The sequence below is a fragment of the Streptomyces sp. NBC_00425 genome, assembly GCF_036030735.1.
In the GTDB taxonomy this organism is placed as follows: domain Bacteria; phylum Actinomycetota; class Actinomycetes; order Streptomycetales; family Streptomycetaceae; genus Streptomyces.
The window spans coordinates 8932354-8955677 of the sequence record NZ_CP107928.1; the positions used below are offsets into that span (position 1 = coordinate 8932354).

The window sequence follows — 23324 nt, forward strand, 5'->3', positions numbered from 1 at the left end:
CGGCCTGCGGGGCGGGGCTCCCCGGCGCGGCGGCCGGTACGGGCAGGGACCGGGCGTCGTCGGGTTCTGTCGGCTGGGCGGGAATGGTCACGGTGTGCGGACTCCTCGGCTGGGAACGCCTGGGCGCGGGTGGGGCAGGACGTCCTCAGACGGTCAGCCAGCGTCGGACGCAGGCCATGAGGTCATGCGTGTCGACGGGCTTGGTGACGTAGTCGCTGGCCCCTGAGGCGAGGCTCTTCTCCCGGTCTCCCGGCATCGCCTTGGCGGTCACCGCGACGATCGGCAGCTCAGCGTACTCGGGCATGCGGCGGATCTCGGCCGTGGCCGTGTACCCGTCCATCTCCGGCATCATCACGTCCATCAGCACCAGCGCGATCTCCGGGTTGTTGCGCAGTGTCTCGATCCCCTCACGGCCGTTCTCGGCGTGCAGCACCCGGACCCCGTGCAGCTCCAGGATCCCGCTGAGCGCGAACAGGTTGCGCGCGTCGTCGTCGACGACGAGGACCGTGCGGCCCACGACGGCGTCGTCGACCGGCGGCGGCCCCTCGGGCTGCGGGTCGTCCGGGCGGACCAGGGCCAGCACGTCCCCCGGCTGCTCGGCGGAGAGATGCAGGGTGATGCGCTCGCGCAGCTCGTCCAGGCTGGACAGGAACTCCATCGGCTTGCCCGCCGCACGGGACTGCAGGCTCCGCTCCTGGGCGAGGTCCGCGCGGTGCCCGCTGTGCACGAGCACCGGCACACCGGTCAGCGCCGAGTCGTCGTGCAGGGCCTCCAGGAACCGGGACGCCTCCGCGTCGGGCATGCCCAGTTCCAGGACGACGCAGTGGCAGGGCTCCGCCGCCAGCGCGCCCGCCGCCTCGTGCGCCCCGACCGCGGTGACGATGTCCACGGGGGCCGCCGGCGTGCCGTCGTCCCGGCCGCGCACCATGTCCGCGACGACGGACTCGGCCACCAGCGTCAGCAGACCGCGGGGCCGCTCCTCCACCACCAGCAGCCGGCGCGGACGCCGCCCGGGAGGACCGAGCGCCACCGGCACGCCCGGGGCGTCGACCGGGATCGCCGCGGGCGACTCCCCGAGGACCCGCTCCACCGGCCGGCCGCCGTCGATGACCTCCTTGAAGTCCCGTCGAGCCACCGGCAGATAGAGCGTGAACGTGCTGCCGCGCCCCGGCGTGCTGTCGACCGTGACCGCACCGCCGAGCAGATGGGCGATCTCCCGGGTGATGGACAGACCCAGGCCCGTGCCGCCGTACTTGCGGCTGGTGGTGCCGTCCGCCTGCTGGAAGGCGCCGAAGATGGTCTCCAGCTGCTGCTCCGGGATGCCGATGCCGGTGTCCTTCACCCGGAACGCCACTACCGTGCCGCCCCGCACCACCCCGCTCGGCACCTCGTCGTCGGAGGCCGGCTCGATGCGCAGCTCCACACCGCCCTCCTCGGTGAACTTCACCGCGTTGGACAGCAGGTTGCGCAGCACCTGCCGCAGCCGCGAGTCGTCGGTCAGCAGGTCGGCCGGGGCGCCGGCGGCCGTGTCGATGGTGAACTCGAGGCTCTTCTGCGACGTCATCGGCCGGAACGTGGCCTCTACGTACTCGATGAGCTGCCGCAGCGAGACCCGCTCCGGCGAGACGTCCATCTTGCCGGCCTCGACCTTCGACAGGTCCAGGATGTCGTTGATCAGCTGCAGCAGGTCCGATCCGGCCGAGTGGATGATGCCCGCGTACTCGACCTGCTTCGGAGTGAGGTTGCGCGAGGGGTTCTGGGCCAGCAACTGGGCCAGGATGAGGAGGCTGTTGAGCGGGGTGCGCAGCTCGTGGCTCATGTTCGCCAGGAACTCCGACTTGTACTTCGAGGCCAGCGACAGCTGCTGCGCCCGCGCCTCCAGCTCCTGCCGGGCCTGCTCGATCTGCAGGTTCTTCGCCTCGATGTCGCGGTTCTGCGCCACCAGCAGGGAGGCCTTCTCCTCCAGTTCGGCGTTGGAGTGCTGCAGCTCCTCCTGCTGGGACTGCAACTCGGCGGAACGGGCCTGCAGTTCGGCGGTGAGCCGCTGCGACTCGTCGAGCAGCTCGTCGGTACGGGCGTTCGCCACGATGGTGTTGACGTTGACGCCGATGGTCACCCGCAGCTGCTCCAGGAAGTCCACGTGCGTCTGCGTGAAGGCGGAGACCGACGCCAGTTCGATGACGCCGAGCACCTGCCCCTCGAAGACGATGGGCAGCAGGAGCAGGGCGCTGGGCTCGGTCTCGCCGAGGCCCGAGGAGACGGTGACGTAGCCGGGCGGCAGCTCGTCCACGGTGATGGTGCGGCGACTGCGGGCGGCCTGCCCCACCAGCGAGCGGCCGAAGGGGATGCGGGTGGGCCGGGTGTCGTCGGCGGGGTAGCCGTAGGCGCCCACGAGCCGCAGCTCGGGCCCTTCGGGGCCCTCCTCGGCCAGGTGGAAGGCGCCGAACTGGGCGGACACCAGCGGCACCAGCTCGTCCATGATCAGCTCGGCGACCACCGGCAGGTCGCGGTGGCCCTGCATCAGGCCGGAGATGCGCGCCAGGTTGGTCTTGAGCCAGTCCTGTTCCTGGTTGGCGCGGGTGGTCTCGCGCAGGGACTCCACCATCGAGTTGATGTTGTCCTTGAGGTCGGCGACCTCGCCGGAGGCCACCACGGTGATCGACCGGGTCAGATCGCCCTCGGCGACGGCGCTGGTGACCTCGGCGATCGCGCGGACCTGGCGGGTCAGGTTGCCGGCCAGTTCGTTGACGTTCTCCGTGAGGCGCTTCCAGGTGCCCGACACGCCCTCCACCTCGGCCTGGCCGCCGAGGCGTCCTTCGGTGCCGACCTCGCGGGCGACGCGGGTGACCTCGTCGGCGAACGCGGAGAGCTGGTCGACCATGGTGTTGATGGTCGTCTTGAGCTCGAGGATCTCGCCGCGGGCGTCGACGTCGATCTTCTTCGACAGGTCGCCGCGGGCCACCGCCGTGGTCACCAGCGCGATGTTGCGGACCTGGCCGGTGAGGTTGTTGGCCATCGAGTTGACGTTGTCGGTCAGGTCCTTCCAGGTGCCGGCCACGTTGGGCACCTGGGCCTGGCCGCCGAGGCGTCCTTCGGTGCCGACCTCGCGGGCGACGCGGGTGACCTCGTCGGCGAACGCGGACAGCGTGTCCACCATGGTGTTGATGACGTCCGCGAGGGCCGCGACCTCGCCCTTGGCCTCGACGGTGATCTTCTGCGACAGGTCGCCGCGGGCCACGGCGGTGGCGACCTGGGCGATGGAGCGCACCTGGCCCGTCAGGTTCGACGCCATCACGTTGACGTTGTCGGTGAGGTCCTTCCAGGTGCCGGACACCCCGCGGACCGTCGCCTGGCCGCCCAGGTTGCCCGCCGTGCCGACCTCGCGGGCGACGCGGGTGACCTCGTCGGCGAAGGCGGAGAGCTGGTCGACCATGGTGTTGATGGTGTTCTTGAGTTCCAGGATCTCGCCGCGGGCGTCGACGGTGATCTTCTGGGAGAGGTCGCCCTTGGCGACCGCGGTCGCCACCTGGGCGACGTTGCGGACCTGGTTGGTGAGGTTTCCGGCCATGAAGTTGACCGAGTCGGTGAGGTCCCGCCAGGTGCCCTTGACCCCCTTGACGTCGGCCTGGCCGCCGAGGCGTCCTTCGGTGCCGACCTCGCGGGCGACGCGGGTGACCTCGTCGGCGAACGCGGAGAGCTGGTCGACCATGGTGTTGATCGTGTTCTTCAGCTCGAGGATCTCGCCGCGGGCGTCGACGGTGATCTTCTGGGAGAGGTCGCCCTTGGCGACCGCCGTCGTCACCTGGGCGACGTTGCGGACCTGGTTGGTGAGGTTTCCGGCCATGAAGTTGACCGAATCGGTGAGGTCCCGCCAGACCCCGGCCACCCCGGGCACCTGGGCCTGGCCGCCGAGGCGCCCTTCGGTGCCGACCTCGCGGGCGACGCGGGTGACCTCGTCGGCGAACGCGGACAGCTGGTCGACCATCGTGTTGACGGTCTCCTTCAGCTGCAGGATCTCGCCCCGGGCCGGCACGTCGATCTTCTGGGAGAGATCGCCCTTCGCGACCGCCGTCGCCACCTGGGCGATGTCCCGCACCTGGGTGGTGAGGTTGCCCGCCATGGCGTTCACGGAGTCCGTCAGATCGGCCCACGTCCCGGACACCCCGGGCACCTCCGCCTGACCGCCGAGGGTGCCCTCGGTGCCGACCTCGCGGGCCACCCGGGTCACCTCGGAGGTGAAGACGGACAACTGGTCGACCATGCCGTTGAAGACGGTGGCGATGTCGCCCATCAGACCGTCGCCGTCGGTGGGCAACCGGGTGCCGAAGTCCCCGTCCCGTACGGCCGTCAGGCCGGCCAGGAGCTGGCGAAGCTCGTGGTCGCCCGGAACCGTGTCCGACGACTCGGTCGCGTTGCTGGTCATGCGTACCCTCGTTCCGCTCCCCAGGAGCCCCCGGGCGGGGACTCGGAACCGGGCCGCCCGGGTGAGCGGCCCCGCATGTCGCGCCTGTGTTTCCGCAGTTCACGGAAGTGTGCGATGAGAGAAATCCGCCGCAGGCTAACCCACGGAAGCGGGCGGAAACAAAGCCTCGCGTCACGTCGTGCACACAGGAATTCCCGATGTCGCACACCATGCATACATGGCGGAAAGGCGGGTACCCGACACAGTTTCGCCCGGGACGGCGCCTTCGCCGTCCCGGGCGATCCCGGAGTGTCCAGGACCCGGTTCCCCGGGCCCGCCTCAGGCGACCTCGGCCCCCAGCAGCCCGGTCCGCAGCCTCTGCATCATGCGGCTGATCAACCGGGACACGTGCATCTGCGAGATGCCGAGCTCCCGGCCGATCTCCGCCTGCGTGCGCTCCTCGACGAACCGCAGATGGATGATCCGCCGTTCCCTGTCGTCCAGCTCGGCGATGAGCGGCGCCAGTGAGTGGAAGTCCTCCACCAGTTCCAGGGCCGGCTCCTCCGTGCCGATGAAGTCGGCCAGCACCGACTCGCCGTCCACGCCGCCGTCGAAGGTCAGGGCCGCGTCCAGGGAGGCGGACGTGTAGCAGTTGGAGGCCTTGCGCGCCTCGATGACCTCCTCCTCGGACAGCGACATCAGCTGGGACAGCTCGCGCGTGGTGGGCATCCGGCCCAGCCGCGTCTGCAACTCCTCCGTCGCCTTCGCCAGTTCGACCCGGGCCTCCTGGAGGCGGCGCGGCACGTGCACCGCCCAGCTCGTGTCGCGGAAGAAGCGCTTGATCTCACCGACGATGTACGGAACGGCGAAGGACGTGAACTCGACCTCACGGGTCAGCTCGAACCGGTCGATGGCCTTGATCAGCCCGATCGTGCCGACCTGGACGATGTCCTCCATCGCGTCGCCGCGGCCCCGGAAGCGGGAGGCCGCGTACCGCACGAGCGACAGGTTCATCTCGATCAGGGTGTTGCGCACGTACTGGTACTCGTGGGTGCCTTCCTCCACGACCGCCAGCCGGTCGAAGAAGCGGCGCGAGAGCTCCCGCGCGTCGCGCGGGCTCACCTGGGCCGGCATGTCGATGAACGGAACCGCCGCGCACGGGTCGTCTGCGCCCGCACGCTCTGCCGTGGCCGTCGCTGCCTCTACCGTCACGGCGTCCATGCCGTTCACTCCGTTCGTGGGGGTGGTCGATGACGGGATGCGTCTGCCCCCGATTCCGCGGGGTATGCCGAGACGTTCCGCACAGCCGCCCGGGCGGCCGGCGCCGTCCGCCGGGCCCGGTCGGCAACGGGCCGCCACGCCCCGAATGCGGCCGCGACGGCAGGGTAGCCGCTGCTCTGGAACGCGAGAAGGGAGCAGCGTGACCACCGACGCAATCTGGTCGTACACGCCGGGCAGTGGGCATGTCGAGGGACAGGATCTGACCGGCTACGCCGTCACGACGGCCGACGGCACTCTCGGGCACGTGGAACGCGAGGCGGACCCGCACGGCATGCGGCACCTGGTCGTCGACACGGGAGTATGGGTGTTCGGCAGGAGCGCCGTCGTCCCGGTCGGCGTGGTGAGCGGGGTCGACACCGAGGCCGGCCAGGTCTCCCTGGCCTGCACGGGGGACGAGGTGAAGGAGGCGCCGCGCTTCCACACCGACAGCGAGACGGCCGATCCCGGATACCTCACCGCCGTGGGCGAGCACTACCGGCGGCAGGCCCCGCGGGGAACGACGCCGGCGTGAGGGAGGACGAACTCGCGCCCGCACGGCCGACGTTCGCGCCTGCGCAGACGCAGACGCAGACGCCGGTGGCGACCGCTGCCGCTGCCCGGGCGCACGCCCGGGCGGTGGTGGAGGCCTGCTGGGACGCCTCGACGGGACCGGCGCACGAGACGGACGTGATCGACCTGCTGCTGGTCGTCTCGGAGCTGGTGACCAACGCCCTGCGGCACGGCGGCGGACTGGCCGGGTTCGAGGCTGTGCCCGTCCCCGACGGGATCCGGCTGGCCGTGCGCGATCACAGCGACGAGGTCCCGTCCGGCGTGGGCGGTCCCGCCCCGCCGCCGGCCGGTGGGGCCGCCGGCGGCTACGGCTGGCCGCTGGTGCTCCGGCTGGCCCGCGGGATCGACATCGAGAAGGAGCCCGGGGGCGGCAAGACGATCAGGGTGTTCGTACCGGTCCGCACGGGCGACAAGCCGATCTGACGGCCCGCGGGAACCGCAGGGGAGACCGCCTCACCAGGGCAGGAAGACGTGGACGTCCTTGCCCTCGCCCCGACCCGCCTCGTTCGGCACCACGCTGACCTGACTGCAGAGCGTGTCCACCAGATACCAGCCGATGCCCCCGCCGCCGGTGTCGGGATGAAAGGGCCGCGGGGTCGGCGGCGTGCTGCTGGTGTCGTGCACCGTGACGTGCACCCCGTCGAACGTGCGCCGCAGATGCAGCTCGAAGGGACCCGGCGCGTACTGGACCGCGTTGGCCGCCAGCTCCGTGACGATCAGCACGATGTCGTGCCAGCACTCCGACGCCGTGGGCGGCGAGGCCCGCGCCAGCTCCCGGAGGAACTCCTCCGTGGCCAGACGCGCACCCGTCACGTCCTGCGGTTCACCCGTGAAGCGGGCCGTACGGCCCGGAATCGCCCAGGAGGACAATGCGTCATTACCCCGCGGTTCGGCTGCCATGTCGTCAGTACGGCCCCGCAGCGTCCGGGGGCCGTCGTCCTTTCTCGTACGGTTCTCTGGCGTCGCCCTCTCTGGGTTCCCGAGGACTCGCAGGTTACGCGCTCGGATGCCGGCGGCATACGGCCCCGGGCACGGTACGAGCGGCGCGGCCCTGCGGCCGCGCGGCGTGGCCGCCCGGCCCGGCTCACCGGAAGACGTCGTCCGCGTCGTCCCAGCTCAGGACCTCCTCCTGCGGGCTCTGCCGGGGCAGCCGGGCCCGCGCCTGGTACATCGCCTCGATCTCCGCCGCGTAGTGCGCCACGATCGAGTCGCGGCGCAGTTTCATCGAGGGCGTCAGCAGCCCGTTGGCCTGGTCGAACGCCTGCGGCAGTATGCGGAACGCCCGGATCGACTCCGAGCGCGACACCGAGCTGTTGGCGGCCGCCACGGCCCGTCCGATCTCCTCGCGCAGGGCGTTCTCCTCGCGCGCCTCCCGGCTCTGCGGGTCGCCGTGCAGCGCCAGACTTCCCCGCCAGTGCGCCAGGAAATCCGGGTCCAGCGTGATCAGTGCGCCCACGCAGGGCCGGTTGTCGCCCACCACCACGGCCTGGTGGACCAGGGGATGCATGCGCAGCCGCTGCTCGAGCGCCGTCGGCGCCACGCTTTTGCCGCTGCTGGTGATGATGACGTCCTTCTTGCGGCCGGTGATCGTGAGGTAGCCGTCGGAGTCCAGGAAACCGAGGTCGCCGGTGGCCAGCCAGCCGCCCGCCAGGGCGGCCCGCGTCGCGGCGTCGTCGTTGACGTAGCCCTGGAACACCGACGGGCCGCGCACCAGGATCTCCCCGTCGTTCGCCACCCGGATGTCGACGCCCGGCAGGGGCTGTCCGACGGTGCCCGACTTCTCCCGGCCGAGCGGCTGCATGGTGATCCCGCCGGCGGTCTCCGTCAGGCCGTACCCGTCGTGCACATAGATGCCGATGCCCTCGTAGAACAGGGACAGGTCCCGGTGCAGCGGGGAGCCGCCCGACGTGCCGCGGTGGACCCGGCCGCCGAGCGCGGCCCGGAGTCTGCGGTACACCGTCCGTTCGAACAGGGCGTGCTGGAGCCGCAGGTCGAGGCCGGGCCCGGAGCCGCGGCCCAGCCGCTGCCGTTCGACGGCGGCCGCGAAGTCGCGGGCCGTCTCCGCCGCCCGTTCGAACAGGGCGCCGCGCCCCGCCTCCTGGGCCGCCCGCAGGAAGTTCTTGTAGATCTTCTCGAACACCGAGGGGACGGCGTACAGATACGTCGGCCTGAAGGTGCGCAGCGACTCCGCGAGCGCGTCCGCGCCTATGTCGGGCTGGTGGCCCATCACGATGCCGCCGCGCAGGCACAGCCCCTGGATCATCAGCCCGTACACGTGGGAGAACGGCAGGAAGGCGAGCACGCTGGCCTGCCGGCCCGCGGGCGCGGCGGTGTGCCCCCAGCCGTCCAGCAGGGTGTCACAGGGGCTGGCCAGGCTGCGGTGGCTCAGCGCGCAGCCCAGCGCCCGGCCCGAGGTGCCGGAGGTGTAGGCGATCACCGCGGTCGAGTCGGGCAGCACGATCCTGCGCAGCGAGTTCACCGTGGTGATGGACACCCGCTCGCCGCGCCGGGTGAGCTCGTCGAGGGCTCCGGCGTCCAACTGCCACACGTGCCGCAACGCCGGCAGGGCCGCGCACACCGATCCGACGGTCATCACGCTCTGTTCGTCCTCGACGACCACGCCGACGCAGTCGGCGTCCCGCAGGATCCACTCGACCTGCTCGCGCGAGGACGTCGGATAGACGGGGACGACCTCGGCGCCCACCGCCCACAGGGCGTGGCACAGCACGGTCCACTCGTACCGGGTGCGCGCCATGATCGCGACGCGGTGCCCGGGGGAGATGCCGGACGCCACGAACCCCTTCGCGAGATCCACCACCTCGTCCCGCAGCTCGACGGCGGTGACCTCCTCCCAGGCGTCGAGGGCCGGGTCCGCACGGCGGGAGAGCACCGCGAGTGTCGGAGTACGGGCGGCGGTGTCGAAGACGGTGTCGGCGAGGCCCCCGGTCAGGGGCGGGGCGGCTGGGGGAGCGAGAGCGAAGTCGCGCATGCGCTGCTCCTGACGTGTACGGGCTGTGACTCCGCCGACGGGAACTGTTATCGACGGTGGTCGAATCTAGCCCAGGTGAGACCGCTTGTGGCCTGGAACGAATAAGTAATCCGCGTTGATGATCTCGACCTGTCGGTGCGCGGAGCGCCGGTCCGCACCGGCCGCCGGAGCCGCACCGTCCGGTTGCGCTCTCGGACGCCCTCAGGCCTGGGTGTGGCGCACGCAGGCGGCGACCACCTCGCGCAGACTGCCCGTGCGCTCCCACACCTCGCGCTGGACGTGCGCGCCGTTGCCCCGCCGCAGCAGCCCGGCGCACGAAGCGCGGGCCCGCTCCAGGTCCCCGGCGTCCGCCAGCGCGTCCTCCACGTGTTCCAGCAGGGCCCCGACGACCGTCTCGGCGGGAGCGCGCCGCATGGTCGCCGGATGCAGGAGGTCGCCCGTCAGCCCCGAGCGGGCCGCCCGCCAGCCGGCCATCCGCAGCAGGCTCACACTGTGGTCCACCGGCCCCCGGCCGGCCTCCAGGTCCCGGGCGGCCGTCTCGACGAGCCCGCGCACCAGCGTGGCGATCAGCACCGCGGTGTCCGCGTGCAGACAGACGTCCGACACGCGCACCTCCACCGTCGGATAACGCGCCGACAGCCGGGCGTCGAAATAGACCATGCCCTCGTCGAGGATCGTGCCCGTGGCCACCATGTCCGCCACCCGCCGGTGGTAGCGCTCCGCCGAACCGAACAGCTCGGTCGGGCCGGCCGACGGCCAGCGCTGCCACACCCGGCTGCGATAGCTGCTGTATCCCGTCTCCCGGCCCTGCCAGAAGGGCGAGTTGGCGCTCAGTGCCATCAGCACCGACAGCCAGGGGCGGATGCGGTCGACGACCGCGACGCCCTCCTCGTCCGAGCCGACGGACACATGGACGTGGCAACCGCACACCATCTGCTCCTGCGTGGCGATGCCGAACTGCTCCGCCATCCACTGGTAGCGCTCGTTCATGCTGATGGAAGGGCGCACCGGCAGCGGTGACGTGGCCAGCGCCGCCACCGCGCAGCCGGCCGCCCGGGCGTGCCGGGCCGCCTCCCCCCGTATCCGCACGATCTCCGCGCCGAGCTCGTCCATCCCCGACTGGGGATGGGTGGCGAACTCGAGCATCTGGTTGTGCAGTTCCTTCTCGAAGACGTCGTCCTTGCCGTCCTCGCACCGCGCGGCGCGGGCGAGGACGGCGGCGGACAGTGCCTGCGGTTCGCCGGTCTCCGGGTCGACCAGGAGGAGTTCCTCCTCCACTCCCACGGTGCGCACGCGACGTCAGCCCTTCTCTGGTGGGTGGTACGCACCCGACTGCCCCGTCCGGCCCCCTTCACACGGACGACGGAGCCATCCAGACCGTCGCGAGCGGGGGCAACGTCAGCCTGAGCTCTCCGTCGCGCACGGCGACGGCACCGGGCAGGCCGACGACGCCGCTGCCGCCGTAGCGCTCGGCGTCGGTGTTGAGCACCTCACGCCAGGCCGGGACGCCGGCGGGGACCACGAGACGGTAGTCGTGGCGCACCACCGGGGAGAAGTTGCTGACGGCCAGGAGCGGCGCACCGTGCGCGTCGTGCCGCAGGAACGCGAAGACGTTGTCCTCCGCGGCGTCCCCCAGCACCCACCGGAAGCCGGCGGGGTCGGTGTCGCGCTCCCAGAGGGCGGGAGTGGCCCGGTACACGGAGTTGAGGTCGCGGACCAGGTCCTGCACGCCCCGGTGGTCGCCCGCCGACGCGTACCCGGCGTCGAGCAGCCACCACTCGGGGCCGTGCGCCTCGGACCACTCGGCGCCCTGCGCGAACTCCTGCCCCATGAAGAGGAGTTGCTTGCCCGGATGCGCCCACATGAAGCCCAGGTAGGCACGGTGGTTGGCGCGCCGCTGCCACCAGTCGCCCGGCATCTTGGAGACCAGTGCCTGCTTGCCGTGCACCACCTCGTCGTGCGAGATGGGCAGCACGTAGTTCTCGCTGTAGGCGTACACCATCGAGAAGGTCATCTCGTTGTGGTGGTACTTGCGGTGCACCGGCTCCTTGCCGATGTACTGCAGCGAGTCGTGCATCCAGCCCATGTTCCACTTCAGCCCGAAGCCCAGGCCTGCGCTGTCCGTCGGCCGGGTCACGCCGTCCCAGGCGGTGGACTCCTCGGCGATCGTCACGACGCCCGGGTTGCGGCGGTACACCGTCGCGTTCATCTCCTGCAGGAACGCCATGGCGGCCAGGTCCTCGCGGCCGCCGAACACGTTCGGCGTCCACTGTCCGGAGTCGCGCGAGTAGTCCAGGTAGAGCATGGAGGCGACGGCGTCCACCCGCAGGCCGTCGACGTGGAACTCCTCGCACCAGTAGGTGGCGTTCGCCACCAGGAAGTTGCGCACCTCGGTCCGGCCGAAGTCGAACTCGTAAGTCCCCCAGTCCGGATGCTCGGCCCGACGGGAGTCGCCGGGCTCGTACAGCGGCTCCCCGTCGAAGCGGCCGAGCGCCCAGTCGTCCTTGGGGAAGTGCGCGGGCACCCAGTCCACGATCACGCCGATGCCGGCCCGGTGCAGCGCGTCCACCAGGTACTTGAAGTCGTCCGGCGTGCCGAGCCGGGCGGTCGGCGCGTAGAAGCCGGTGACCTGGTAACCCCAGGAACCCGAGAACGGATGCTGCGCGACGGGCATCAGCTCCACATGCGTGAAGCCCAGGTCGCGGACATACGCGGGCAGCTCCCGCGCCAGCTCCCGGTACGTCAGGCCCGGCCGCCAGGACGGCAGATGGACCTCGTACACGGAGAACGGGGCGACGTGCACGGGAACGTCGCCCCGGTGCGCCATCCACTCCTCGTCCGACCACTCGTAGTGCGAGGTGTGCACGATCGACGCGGTGTCCGGCGGCACCTCGGCACGCCGGGCCATCGGGTCCGCCTTGAGGAACCGGTCGCCGTGGCGCGAGGTGATCTCGAACTTGTACCGGGCGCCCTCACCGATCCCCGGCAGGAACAGCTCCCACACCCCGGACGAGCCGAGGGACCGCATGGGGAAGGCCGTCCCGTCCCAGAAGCAGAAGTCCCCGGCGATCCGCACCCCCTGCGCGTTGGGCGCCCATACGGTGAACCGGGTCCCGAGCACACCCTCGTGGGCCATCGGCTCGGCGCCGAGCGCCTTCCACAGCTCCTCGTGCCGCCCCTCCCGGATCAGATGCAGATCGAGATCGCCCAGGGCCGGCAGGAACCGGTACGGATCGTCCACCTTGTGCTCGGCGCCCTCGTACGACACCAGCAGCGTGTACGCGGGCACGGCGTCGAGCGGCAGCACGACCGCGAAGAGGCCGTCGCCCTCCGAGACCAGCGGGGTGGGATCACCGTCGATCACCACGCTCACGGCGTCGGCGAAGGGCCGCAGCGCCCGGAACAGGACCCCGCCCGGCACCTGGCGCGCGCCGAGCAGCGCGTGCGGATCGTGGTGAGCGCCACAGAGCAGCCGTCCGCGGTCGCCCGCGTCGAGCGCGGGCGCCGTACGCGGGCGGGGACCGGCCGACTCGGGCGGAGAGGTGTCACGCAGGGCCACAGGGGTCAGCCTCCTCGGACGGCGAGTCGTTCGATCGCCGCCATGGGTACGGGCAGCCAGTCGGGACGGTTACGGGCCTCGTACAGCACTTCGTACACGGCTCGGTCCGTCTCGTAGGCACGCAGCAGGGCATGTTTCTTACGGGGGTCCCAGCCCGCGCGGGCCGCATAGCCCGCGCAGTAGGCCTCCCGGCAACGCCGGGCCCACTCCGGCCGCCACGGGCGGCGCTGGCGGGCGGCGTAGTCGAAGGAGCGCAGCATTCCGGCGATGTCCCGGACCGGCGAGTGGGCGCTGCGCCGCTCGGCCAGCGGACGGGACGGCTCGCCCTCGAAGTCGATGACGAACCAGTCGCGTCCGGCGCGCAGGACCTGTCCGAGGTGCAGGTCGCCGTGGATGCGCTGGGCGGGCGGCCCCGCGTCGCACGCCGAGAGGGCGCCGAACGCGGTGATGAGACCCGGCACGAACGGCCGCAGCGCCGGCACATGGTGCGCGGCCGCCTCCAGCCGCTCGGTCATCGCGGCCGCCGTGCGCCCGTCCTCTGCGTCCGGACCGGCCGGAAGGGCCGCGGCGAGCGCCAGATGGACGTCCGCCGTGGCCCGCCCCAGCTCCTCGGCCTCCGCCGTGAAGTCCTCGCCGCGGGAGAGCGCGCGCAGCGCCAGCGTCCAGCCGTCCGAGGCGTCGGGCAGGAACGGCTGCAGCACGCCGAGCGTCGCCTCCTGCGGATGGGTCGTCCGGAACCAGGCCACGGGGGCGGGCACCCGCCCGCACCCCTGTCCGGCCAGCGCGACCGGCACCTCCAGATCGGGGTTCACCCCGGGCTGGATGCGCCGGAAGATCTTCAGGATGAACGCGTCCCCGTACACCAGGGAGGTGTTGGACTGCTCGGCCTCAAGCAGGCGCGGCGCGAGCCCCGGGGGAAGCGACACGGACGGGTCCGACTCGAACGACAACGGGCCGAGAGTGCCGGGATGCCGCATCCGCTCCAGGAGAAGATGCGCCGACCGCGGGTCCTGGAGCGCGTCATGGACGGTCAGCCCGGCCAGCGGCCCCTCCTCCACCCTGCCGATCAGCGCCCGTCCCAGCCGCGGCGACAGATGCTCCTGGATGCCGAGGAGCAGCTGGTAGCAGTCGCCGGCCGGGGGGGTGCCCCCGGGGGTGGGGACGCCCGACTGGCCGGCGTGCACGAGCAGATGCAGACAGCCCGGGTACAGCTCGGTCATGGACAGCATGCGCAGGTCGGTGAGCGGGCGGTCCTTGCCGGCGAACCAGCGCTGCCGGGGCAGCCACTCGTGCAGCAGCGCGCCGAGCGGCCCCGCGGAACGGGTGCCGCTCGCGGTGTCCGGGCGCAGGGTTGCGGTCTTCGCGGTCTTCGTCACGGTGACCCATCCTTTCGTCGGCGCACGCTCACGGGCGGCGGCCGGTCCGGGACGCGGCTCTGGTGAGCCGGAACCAGTAGAAGCCGTGGCCGGCGAGGGTGAGGAGGTAGGGGAGTTCGCCGACGGGTGGGAAGCGGACGCCGCCGAAGAGTTCGACGGGGTAGCGGCCGTGGAAGCGGCTGAGGTCGAGTTCGGTGGGCTGGGCGAAGCGGGAGAAGTTGTGGACGCACAGGACGAGGTCGTCCTCGTGTTCGCGCAGGAAGGCGAGGACGGCGGGGTTGGAGGAGGGGAGTTCGGTGTAGGTGCCGAGGCCGAAGGCGGGGTTCTGTTTGCGGATCTCGATCATGCGGCGGGTCCAGTGCAGGAGCGAGGAGGGCGACGACATGGACGCCTCGACGTTGGTGACCTGGTAGCCGTAGACGGGGTCCATGATGGTGGGCAGGGAGAGGCGGCCGGGGTCGCAGGAGGAGAATCCGGCGTTGCGGTCGGGGGTCCACTGCATGGGGGTGCGGACGGCGTCGCGGTCGCCGAGCCAGATGTTGTCGCCCATGCCGATCTCGTCGCCGTAGTAGAGGATCGGGGAGCCGGGGAGGGAGAGCAGGAGGGCGGTGAAGAGCTCGATCTGGTTGCGGTCGTTGTCGAGGAGGGGTGCGAGGCGGCGGCGGATGCCGATGTTGGCGCGCATACGCGGGTCTTTCGCGTATTCGGCGTACATGTAGTCGCGTTCTTCGTCGGTGACCATTTCGAGGGTGAGCTCGTCGTGGTTGCGCAGGAAGATGCCCCATTGGCAGCTGGCGGGGATGGCGGGGGTCTTGGCGAGGATCTCGGAGACGGGGTAGCGGGATTCCCGGCGGACGGCCATGAAGATGCGGGGCATGACGGGGAAGTGGAACGCCATGTGGCATTCGTCGCCGCCTGAGGCGTAGTCGCCGAAGTAGTCGACGACGTCCTCGGGCCATTGGTTGGCCTCGGCCAGGATCACCGTGTCCGGATAGTGCGCGTCGATGTCACGGCGCACCCGCTTGAGGAATTGGTGGGTCGCGGGCAGGTTCTCGCAGTTGGTGCCGTCGGCCGCGTAGAGATAGGGCACGGCGTCGAGGCGGAAGCCGTCGATGCCCAGGTCCAGCCAGAACCGCAGGGCGGCCAGGATCTCTTCCTGGACGGCGGGGTTCTCGTAGTTGAGGTCGGGCTGGTGGGCGAAGAAGCGGTGGAAGAAGTACTGCTTGCGGACGGGGTCGAAGGTCCAGTTGGAGACTTCGGTGTCGACGAAGATGATGCGGGCGTCGGCGTACTGCTTGTCGTCGTCGGCCCACATGTAGTAGTCGCCGTAGGGTCCGTCGGGGTTGTTCCTGGACTCCTGGAACCACGGGTGCTGGTCGCTGGTGTGGTTCATGACGAAGTCGATGATGACGCGCATGCCGCGTTGGTGGGCGGCGTCGACGAATTCGACGAAGTCGGCGAGGTCGCCGAATTCGGGGAGGACGGCGGTGTAGTCGGAGACGTCGTATCCGCCGTCGCGCAGGGGGGATTTGAAGAAGGGCGGGAGCCAGAGGCAGTCGACGCCGAGCCATTGCAGGTAGTCGAGTTTGGCGGTGATGCCTTTGAGGTCGCCGATGCCGTCGCCGTTGCTGTCCTGGAAGGAGCGGACGAGGACCTCGTAGAACACGGCGCGTTTGAACCACTCGGGATCGCGGTCCTTGGCGGGCGTGTCCTCGAAGGTGTCCGGAACGGGAGAGTTGACGGTCATGGCGGTCTGGGGCCTCCGATCGGCGGGGTGGGTCACCGGACGTGGAACACGTGGGCAGGGGTCCGACCGGGCTCCAGGCGCACGTAGTTCGTCCTGCCCCAGGCGTAGGTGTCACCGGTCAGTTCGTCGCGTACGGTCAGGGCCGCGTCGTGTTCCACGCCGAGTTGCGGCATGTCCAACGAGACCGTGGCCTCCTGGGTGTGGTGGGGGTCGAGGTTGACGACCACCAGAACCGTGTTCGATCCCTCGCGCTTGCTGTAGGCGATCACGGAGGGGTTGTCCGTGCCGTGGAACCGGAGGTTGCGCAGTCGGTGCAGGGCGGGGTTGGCGCGTCGGATGTCGTTGAGGCGGGTGATGAGGGGGGCGATGGTGCGGCCCTCGCGTTCGGCGGTGTCCCAGTCGCGGGGGGTGAGCTGGTATTTCTCGGAGTCGAGGTATTCCTCGCCGCCCTCGCGCAGGGGGGTGTTCTCGCAGAGTTCGTAGCCGCTGTAGATGCCCCAGGTGGGCGAGAGGGTGGCGGCGAGGACGGCGCGGGCCTCGAAGGCGGCCCGGCCGCCGTGCTGGAGGTGGGCGGGCAGGATGTCGGGGGTGTTGGCGAAGAAGTTGGGCCGCATGTACGAGGCGGCCTGCCCGGACAGCTCGGTGAGGTAGTCGGTCAGCTCGTCCTTGGTGGTACGCCAGGTGAAGTAGGTGTAGGACTGCTGGAAGCCGATCTGGGCGAGGGTGTGCATCATCGCGGGCCGGGTGAACGCCTCGGCCAGGAAGATCACGTCGGGGTCGGTGCGGTTGACCTCGGCGATGACGCGTTCCCAGAACACCACGGGTTTGGTGTGGGGGTTGTCGACGCGGAAGATCCGCACGCCGTGGCCGGTCCAGTGCCGCAGCAGGCGCACGGTCTCGGCGATGAGGCCCTTCATGTCGGCGTCGAAGGCGACGGGGTAGATGTCCTGGTACTTCTTCGGCGGGTTCTCGGCGTGGGCGATGGTGCCGTCGGGGCGGTGGTGGAACCACTCGGGGTGTTTGTGGACCCAGGGGTGGTCGGGGGAGCACTGCAGGGCGAAGTCGAGGGCGATCTCCAGGCCGAGGGAGCGGGCCCGCTCCACGAACCAGGTGAAGTCCTCCAGGGTGCCCAGTGCGGGGTGGACGGCGTCGTGGCCGCCTTCGGGGGAGCCGATCGCCCAGGGCACGCCGACGTCGTCGGGCCGTGGGTCGAGGGTGTTGTTGCGGCCTTTGCGGAAGGTGGCGCCGATGGGGTGGATCGGGGGGAGGTAGACGACGTCGAAGCCCATCGCGGCGATCGCGGGGAGTCTGCGGGCGGCGGTGCGGAAGGTGCCGTGCGGCTGCTGCGGGGTGCCCTCGGAGCGGGGGAAGAACTCGTACCAGGAGCCGTACAGGGCCCGTTCGCGTTCCACCAGCAGGGGCAGCGCTTCCGACGCGGTCACCAGCTCCCGCAGCGGAAACCGCGCCAGCACGGCGTCCACCTCCGGCGTCAACGCCGCGGCATGGCGCTCGGCCACCGAGGCCGAGTCGTCGAGCAGCTTCTTCGCCGTCTCCCGCAGCAGGGTGCGCTGCGGACCGCGCGGGGCCCGGGCGGCCGCCTTCTCGTGGAGCAGGCCGCCCTCCTCCAGGACCAGCCCCGGGTCGATCCCCGCCGGGATCTTGATCTCGGCGGCGCGGCGCCAGGTGGTGATCGGGTCGCTCCAGGCCTCGACGGTGAAGGTCCAGCGGCCCATCGCCTCCAGGGTCACGTCCGCGCCCCAGCGGTCGCTGCCGGGGGCGAGCTCCCGCATCGGAGTCCAGGACCCACGACCGCCCTCCGGGCTCTTGAGGACCACGTTGGCGCCGATGGCGTCGTGACCCTCGCGGAACACCGTCGCGGAGATCCGCACCGTCTCACCGACCACGGCTTTCGCCGGCCGTCTGCCGCACTCCACACGCGGTTCGACGTCCCGCACCGGGATCCGGCCGATCGCCCTGGTGGACTTCACCTCTGTACCTCCGCTGACTGAAAATGGCTTTGCCCGCCCGGTGTTGGGCGAGGGACCTGCACCGCCGCGGGCGGCTACGTCTCCGCGGGCAGGCAGGGGAGGGGACGCGTCACGGTGAGCCGTGCGGCGCCGTTCCTCAGGTTCGCGCCCCGGCGCTCGCGGTGGCGGGCGGCCGTGCCGGCGCGCAGGTACTGCTCCGCGGCGTCCGCGGCCTCCCGGGCGCACCGCTTGCCCATCAGCACGCACAGCGTGTACCCGCAGTCCTCGAAGGCGGCCCGCGCCGTGCGGTCCTCGGGATGCGCGAGCATGGCCCGCTCCCAGGACCGGAAACTGCGCAGGGTTCTGGCGACTTCGGTCTTCGCTGGTTGCAGCATCGCGCTGTTCACCTTCCGGGAGTTCACGAGGTACGCCGCTCGAGACGAGCGGGTCGGCCCTTTCCGCAGAGGTGCGAAAACGTCCAACCTCCCGAGGCCTTCACTTATGGTGCACGGCGCATCACCCAACGTCCTGTTGGATCTTGATTGTGGTGTGCTCGTGTTGCACGAATGGCGTAGCAGTCCCACTGTGGTTGTGACTCTGAAGCGATTACCGCTCACGCTTCGTGTCGGTGGCCCGCCCGTCGGGCCGGCAGAAGCGGAGCCTCGCCGGTGAGGAGCGAACGAGATGAAGACCGCAGTCCCCTGCTACTACCACCTCGATGTGGACGTCAGCCCGGAACGCGTAGGACAGGTCAGGCGCATCCTGGCCGCACACCTGAACCACTGGGACCTCCAGACGCTCGTCGAGCCCGTCTGCCGCGGCGCAGGGATGCTGCTCGAGGCCATCGACGAGCACGCCACGGACAAGCACACGTCGATCGAGATGTGGTGGAACGGCCAGCATCTGATCACGGCCCTCGGGGGCGACGACCGTCATCTGCGCCCCGATCAGCACCTGCGGGCCTGTCTGGAGCGCATCGCCGCGATGAGCGACGGCTGGGGCTGCTGCTCCACCGGCACCGGCAGCAAGGTCATCTGGTTCTCCCAGCGGGCCCGCTCGGGCGAGCGCAAGCCGCTGGTGCCGACCGCGCCGGCGCCGAACCTGCGCGAAGGGCGCACGGTGCCCCGCGCGCTGCCGGTGGCCGTCGTGGCCGCCCCGGCCGCCGAGGAAGCGCGCGTTCTGGTGGGGGCCCGATGACGTCACGGCGCCGTCGGACGGATCGCCGTGCAGGGGTGCCCGCCTGGAGCGGGCACCCTTACCCGCTGGGCGCCGACTTCGACGGCCAGGGGACCAACTTCGCACTCTTCAGCGAGGTCGCCGACCGCGTCGACCTCGTTCTCGTGGACGACGACGGCACCGCCCGCGAGGTCCCGCTGACCGAGGTCGACGGCTTCGTCTGGCACGCGTACCTGCCCGGCGTCGGCCCCGGGCAGCGATACGGCTACCGGGTGCACGGGCCGTGGAACCCCTCCTGCGGCCACCGGTGCAACCCGGCGAAGCTGCTCCTCGACCCCTACGCGCGGGCCGTCGACGGCCAGATCGACAACGACGCCTCGCTGTTCGAACGGGCCGGCGACCGTCCCGACCCGGCGGACAGCTCCGGTCACACGCTGCTGGGCGTGGTCACCGATCCCGCGTTCGACTGGGGCGACGACGCGCCGCCGCGCCGTCCGTACGCCGACACCGTGATCTACGAGGCCCACGTGCGCGGTCTGACCCGGACCCACCCCGACGTCCCGCCCGCACTGCGCGGCACCTATGCCGGACTCGCCCACCCCGCCGTGACCGGACACCTGACCTCGCTCGGCGTGACGGCGATCGAGCTGATGCCCGTGCACCAGTACGTGCAGGACGGCGTGCTGCGGGACCGGGGCGTGTCCAACTACTGGGGTTACAACACCATCGGCTTCTTCGCCCCGCACAACGACTACGCCGCTCACGGCGCCCGCGGCCGGCAGGTCGACGAGTTCAAGTCCATGGTCAAGGCGCTGCACGCCGCGGGGCTCGAGGTGATCCTCGACGTGGTCTACAACCACACGGCCGAGGGCAACGAGCAGGGCCCCACGCTCTCCTTCCGCGGCATCGACAACGCCTCCTACTACCGGCTCGTGGACAGCGACTGGGCGCACTACTACGACACCACCGGCACCGGCAACAGCCTGCTCATGCGACACCCGCACGTGCTCCAACTGATCATGGACTCGCTGCGCTACTGGGTCACGGAGATGCACGTCGACGGCTTCCGCTTCGACCTCGCGGCCACGCTGGCCCGGCAGTTCCACGAGGTGGACCGGCTCTCGGCGTTCTTCGACCTCATCCAGCAGGACCCGGTGATCAGTCGCGTCAAGCTCATCGCCGAGCCGTGGGACGTCGGCGAGGGCGGCTACCAGGTGGGCAACTTCCCGCCCCTGTGGTCGGAGTGGAACGGCCGCTACCGTGACGCCGTCCGCGACTTCTGGCGCGCCGAGCCGGGCTCGCTGGGCGAGTTCGCCTCCCGCCTGACCGGCTCCTCCGACCTCTACGCCCACAGCAGGCGCCGCCCCCGCGCCAGCGTCAACTTCGTCACCGCGCACGACGGTTTCACCCTGCGCGACCTGGTCTCGTACAACGACAAGCACAACGAGGCCAACGGCGAGGACAACCGCGACGGCGAGAGCGACAACCGCTCCTGGAACTGCGGCGTCGAGGGGCCCACGGAGCGCCCCGGGGTCCTCGCCCTGCGGGCCCGGCAGCAGCGCAACCTGCTCGCCACGCTGCTGCTGTCGCAGGGCATTCCGATGCTCTCCCACGGCGACGAGCTCGGCCGCACCCAGGGCGGCAACAACAACGCCTACTGCCAGGACGGCGAAGTGTCCTGGATCGACTGGCGGTTGTCCGGCGAGCAGCAGGCCCTGACCGGCTTCTGCCGGCGTCTGATCGCCCTGCGCGCCGGTCACCCCGGCTTGCGGCGGCGGCGCTTCTTCCGCGGCGAGACGGTCACGCACGCGGGGCAGCCGCTGCCCGACCTGGTCTGGCTTCGGCCCGACGCGGGCGAGATGACGGACCGCGACTGGCTGCGCCCCGACGCGCACAGCGTCGGCGTCTTCCTCAACGGCGACGCCATCGCCGAACCCGGTCCGCGCGGGGGGCCCGTCGTGGACGACTCGTTCCTGCTGCTGTTCAACAGCTACTGGGAGCCGGTCGCCTTCCGGCTGCCCGACGCCGCCTACGGCGAACGCTGGACGGTGTGCGTCGACACCGCGGAACCGGACGGCGGTCCGGACGAGACGGAGTACAAGGCGGGCGCGGAGGTCACGCTGGAGGCCCGCAGTCTCCTCGTGCTGGCCCGGCCCCCGCGACGCCCGTAGCGGGCCCCCTCGGGACGGGTGGGGCTCAGCGTTCGCGGCGCGAAGTGACCGTGAACTGGGCCCCGTCCGGGTCCCGCAACACCGCTTCGTCGGCGTTCTCGAGCAGGACCGAGCCGCCGTGCTTCTCCGCGGCGCGCGCGCAGGCCGGCACGTCCGCCACGGCGAAGTGGACCTGCCAGTGCGGGCGGATCGTCGGGTCCGGCGCCGCCTCCAGGGCGCCGGACTCGATCCGGGCGACGACGTCGCCGCGGTTGCGCAGCCAGACCTCGCCGGACTCGTAGTGGACCTCGCAGGCGCCGGGGCGGTCGGTGGCCCAGTCGAGGATCTCGCCGTAGAAGATGGCGGAGTCGAAGGCGTCGCGCGTGTGCAGCCTGATGAAGGCGGGCGCCGCCTGCCGCCACGCCTCCCAGTTGCCGATCAGCTCGCCCTCCCAGATGCCGAAGGTGGCGCCGTCCCGGTCGGCCAGCAGCGCCGCCCGGCCCGGCGGGAGCGAGATGGGCCCCACGGCCACCGTGCCGCCCCGCTCACGGGCCCGGGAGGCGGCTTCGTCCGCGCTGGGCACCGCGAAGTACGGCGTCCACGCGACCGCCATCTGCCACATCGAGGCGACCGCCGCGATCCCCGCGACCGGCACGCCGCCGACCAGGGCGGTGCGGAAGTGGTCGCCCAGCGTGCCCCGGAGCCACTTCCAGCCCAGCACCGCGCTGTAGAACTCCTGGGTGGCCTCGAGGTCACGGCTGGTCAGGCTCACCCAGCAGGGCGCGCCGAACACGGAGTGCGTGGAGAGGGCTCCCCGGGCACCGGGGGAGGATGTCGGACGACGGTTCATGGCGCTCGCGTTCCTGGTCTCTCGGCGGGCGGGTCTCCCGGCGGGCGGGATATGCCACCAGTGTCCGGCCGACCCGGCCCGGGCCGCCTGCCGAGCGGCCCGATGGCACGATGGGGTGATGGGACGAGTACCGCGCACATCCCGTGACGAAACGGCCCGGATCTTCGCGCTTCAGGAGGAGGTCGAGCAGCTGAAGGCGGCCGTCGCCTCCCACGCGGTGGTCGACCAGGCCATCGGAGTGGTCGTGGCGCTGGGGCGGATGACGCCCGACGAGGGCTGGGCCGTGCTGAAAGAGGTCTCCCAGCACACCAACGTCAAGCTGCGCAGCGTCGCCGAGCTGATCCTCCTGTGGGGGCGCCGGGGGGAGCTGCCCCCGGACATCCGGGCCGAACTGGAGGACGTCCTGGACCGGCACGGCCCCACGCAGGTCCCGGGCGCGCCCCCGCTGGAGTAGGGGGCCCGCCCACGGGTCAGCCGCCCTCCTCGGCGCCGATCTCCTCGCGCAGCCGCTCGAAGCAGCCGCTCAGCAGGCGGGAGACGTGCATCTGGGAGATGCCCAGCTGCTCCGCGATGCGGCTCTGCGTCATCCCCGCGAAGAACCGCAGGTACAGGATCGTCCGTTCGCGTTCCGGCAGGGCCCGCAGACAGGGCGCCGCGGCCACCCGGTCGACGACGGTGTCGTAGCCGGGGTCGGGGTCGCCGAGCGCGTCCTCGAGGGCGTAGCCGTCGGTGCCGGGCAGTTCGGCCTCCAGCGACAGCGCGGAGAAGCACTCCAGGGCCTCGGCGCCGGTGCGCACCTCGTCCTCGGTCAGCTGGGCGTACGCGGCGATCTCGGCGATCGTCGGCGGGCGGCCGGGGATGGTCTGCGACAGTTCCTTGCCGGCGTGCCGCACCCGGTTGCGCAGGTCCTGGACCCGGCGCGGCACGTGCAGCGTCCACATGTGGTCACGGAAGTGCCGCTTGATCTCGCCGGTGATCGTGGGCACCGCGTACGCCTCGAAGGCGCGCCCGCGGTCCGGGTCGTAGTGGTCGACGGCCTTGACCAGCCCCAGCGCCGCGACCTGGTAGAGGTCCTCGAGGGCCTCGCCGCGGCCGCGGAAGCGGACGGCGATCCGCTCGGCCATGGGGAGCCAGAGTGCGACCAGTTCGTCTCTGAGCGCCCGGCGCTCGGGCCCGTCGGGCAGTCCGGCGAACCGTGCGAAGGACTCGCCCGTGTCCGGGGCGTCGTCATGGGGATGCTGCTTGGTTCGGACGGTGGCACGCATCACGCGCACCTCC

General features: G+C 71.2%; 17 protein-coding genes. 5 read left to right on the forward strand and 12 right to left on the reverse strand.

The window, feature by feature from the left end; translation table 11 throughout:
* Positions 1-145: 145 nt before the first annotated feature.
* Both OHS82_RS39405 and OHS82_RS39410 read right to left on the reverse strand, forming a co-directional pair.
* Positions 146-4423 carry a HAMP domain-containing protein gene (locus tag OHS82_RS39405; protein WP_328435606.1) on the reverse strand — a complete coding sequence of 1426 codons (4278 nt, stop codon included), beginning with the start codon at positions 4421-4423 and terminating at the stop codon, positions 146-148.
* Positions 4424-4741: 318 nt separating this feature from the next.
* Positions 4742-5623, reverse strand: a complete 882-nt coding sequence (locus OHS82_RS39410; RefSeq protein ID WP_443041120.1) for an RNA polymerase sigma factor SigF — start codon at positions 5621-5623, stop codon at positions 4742-4744.
* A 199-nt stretch (positions 5624-5822) separates the two neighbouring features.
* Here OHS82_RS39410 and OHS82_RS39415 point away from each other — a divergent pair, with 199 nt between their 5' ends.
* Positions 5823-6194 carry a hypothetical protein gene (locus OHS82_RS39415; RefSeq protein ID WP_057581794.1) on the forward strand — a complete coding sequence of 124 codons (372 nt, stop codon included), beginning with the start codon at positions 5823-5825 and terminating at the stop codon, positions 6192-6194.
* Positions 6191-6655 (forward strand): ATP-binding protein, encoded by a 465-nt coding sequence (locus OHS82_RS39420; RefSeq protein WP_328435607.1) that lies wholly within the window; start codon positions 6191-6193, stop codon positions 6653-6655. Before OHS82_RS39415 ends, OHS82_RS39420 begins: the two co-directional genes overlap by 4 nt.
* Positions 6656-6685: 30 nt before the next feature.
* Here OHS82_RS39420 and OHS82_RS39425 read toward each other — a convergent pair whose 3' ends face one another.
* The 8 genes from OHS82_RS39425 to OHS82_RS39460 form a co-directional block, all read right to left on the reverse strand.
* Positions 6686-7132: an ATP-binding protein gene (locus OHS82_RS39425; RefSeq protein WP_057581795.1), complete on the reverse strand. Its 447-nt coding sequence runs from the start codon at positions 7130-7132 to the stop codon at positions 6686-6688.
* A 184-nt stretch (positions 7133-7316) separates the two neighbouring features.
* On the reverse strand, positions 7317-9221 hold the full coding sequence (locus OHS82_RS39430; RefSeq protein ID WP_328435608.1) for an AMP-dependent synthetase/ligase: 1905 nt from the start codon (positions 9219-9221) through the stop codon (positions 7317-7319).
* A gap of 201 nt (positions 9222-9422) precedes the next feature.
* Positions 9423-10514, reverse strand: a complete 1092-nt coding sequence (locus tag OHS82_RS39435) for a glutamate--cysteine ligase 2 (RefSeq protein WP_057581797.1) — start codon at positions 10512-10514, stop codon at positions 9423-9425.
* Between the two features lie 58 nt (positions 10515-10572).
* Positions 10573-12780 (reverse strand): 1,4-alpha-glucan branching enzyme, encoded by a 2208-nt coding sequence (gene glgB, locus OHS82_RS39440; RefSeq protein ID WP_057581798.1) that lies wholly within the window; start codon positions 12778-12780, stop codon positions 10573-10575.
* A 5-nt stretch (positions 12781-12785) separates the two neighbouring features.
* Positions 12786-14156: a maltokinase N-terminal cap-like domain-containing protein gene (locus tag OHS82_RS39445; RefSeq protein WP_057581799.1), complete on the reverse strand. Its 1371-nt coding sequence runs from the start codon at positions 14154-14156 to the stop codon at positions 12786-12788.
* Between the two features lie 28 nt (positions 14157-14184).
* On the reverse strand, positions 14185-15903 hold the full coding sequence (treS, locus tag OHS82_RS39450) for a maltose alpha-D-glucosyltransferase (RefSeq protein ID WP_328435609.1): 1719 nt from the start codon (positions 15901-15903) through the stop codon (positions 14185-14187).
* Between the two features lie 32 nt (positions 15904-15935).
* Positions 15936-17891 (reverse strand): alpha-1,4-glucan--maltose-1-phosphate maltosyltransferase, encoded by a 1956-nt coding sequence (locus OHS82_RS39455; RefSeq protein ID WP_328435610.1) that lies wholly within the window; start codon positions 17889-17891, stop codon positions 15936-15938.
* A gap of 74 nt (positions 17892-17965) precedes the next feature.
* Entirely contained in the window at positions 17966-18265 is a 300-nt protein-coding gene (locus tag OHS82_RS39460; RefSeq protein WP_057581198.1) for a DUF5133 domain-containing protein, read from the reverse strand.
* 289 nt (positions 18266-18554) lie between these two features.
* Between OHS82_RS39460 and OHS82_RS39465 the strand changes: the two genes are divergently transcribed.
* Both OHS82_RS39465 and glgX read left to right on the forward strand, forming a co-directional pair.
* A complete protein-coding gene (locus OHS82_RS39465; RefSeq protein ID WP_328435611.1) occupies positions 18555-19067 on the forward strand; it encodes a pep a2 in 513 nt (170 codons plus the stop codon).
* On the forward strand, positions 19064-21217 hold the full coding sequence (glgX, locus tag OHS82_RS39470; RefSeq protein ID WP_079041434.1) for a glycogen debranching protein GlgX: 2154 nt from the start codon (positions 19064-19066) through the stop codon (positions 21215-21217). Before OHS82_RS39465 ends, glgX begins: the two co-directional genes overlap by 4 nt.
* A gap of 25 nt (positions 21218-21242) precedes the next feature.
* Here glgX and OHS82_RS39475 read toward each other — a convergent pair whose 3' ends face one another.
* Positions 21243-22046, reverse strand: coding sequence for a VOC family protein (locus OHS82_RS39475; protein ID WP_328435612.1), 804 nt, complete (start codon positions 22044-22046; stop codon positions 21243-21245).
* A 118-nt stretch (positions 22047-22164) separates the two neighbouring features.
* Between OHS82_RS39475 and OHS82_RS39480 the strand changes: the two genes are divergently transcribed.
* On the forward strand, positions 22165-22500 hold the full coding sequence (locus OHS82_RS39480; protein WP_328435613.1) for an ANTAR domain-containing protein: 336 nt from the start codon (positions 22165-22167) through the stop codon (positions 22498-22500).
* Positions 22501-22516: 16 nt separating this feature from the next.
* On the opposite strand, the gene OHS82_RS39485 is transcribed toward OHS82_RS39480, so the two are convergent.
* On the reverse strand, positions 22517-23311 hold the full coding sequence (locus OHS82_RS39485) for a SigB/SigF/SigG family RNA polymerase sigma factor (protein WP_328435614.1): 795 nt from the start codon (positions 23309-23311) through the stop codon (positions 22517-22519).
* Positions 23312-23324 lie beyond the last annotated feature (13 nt).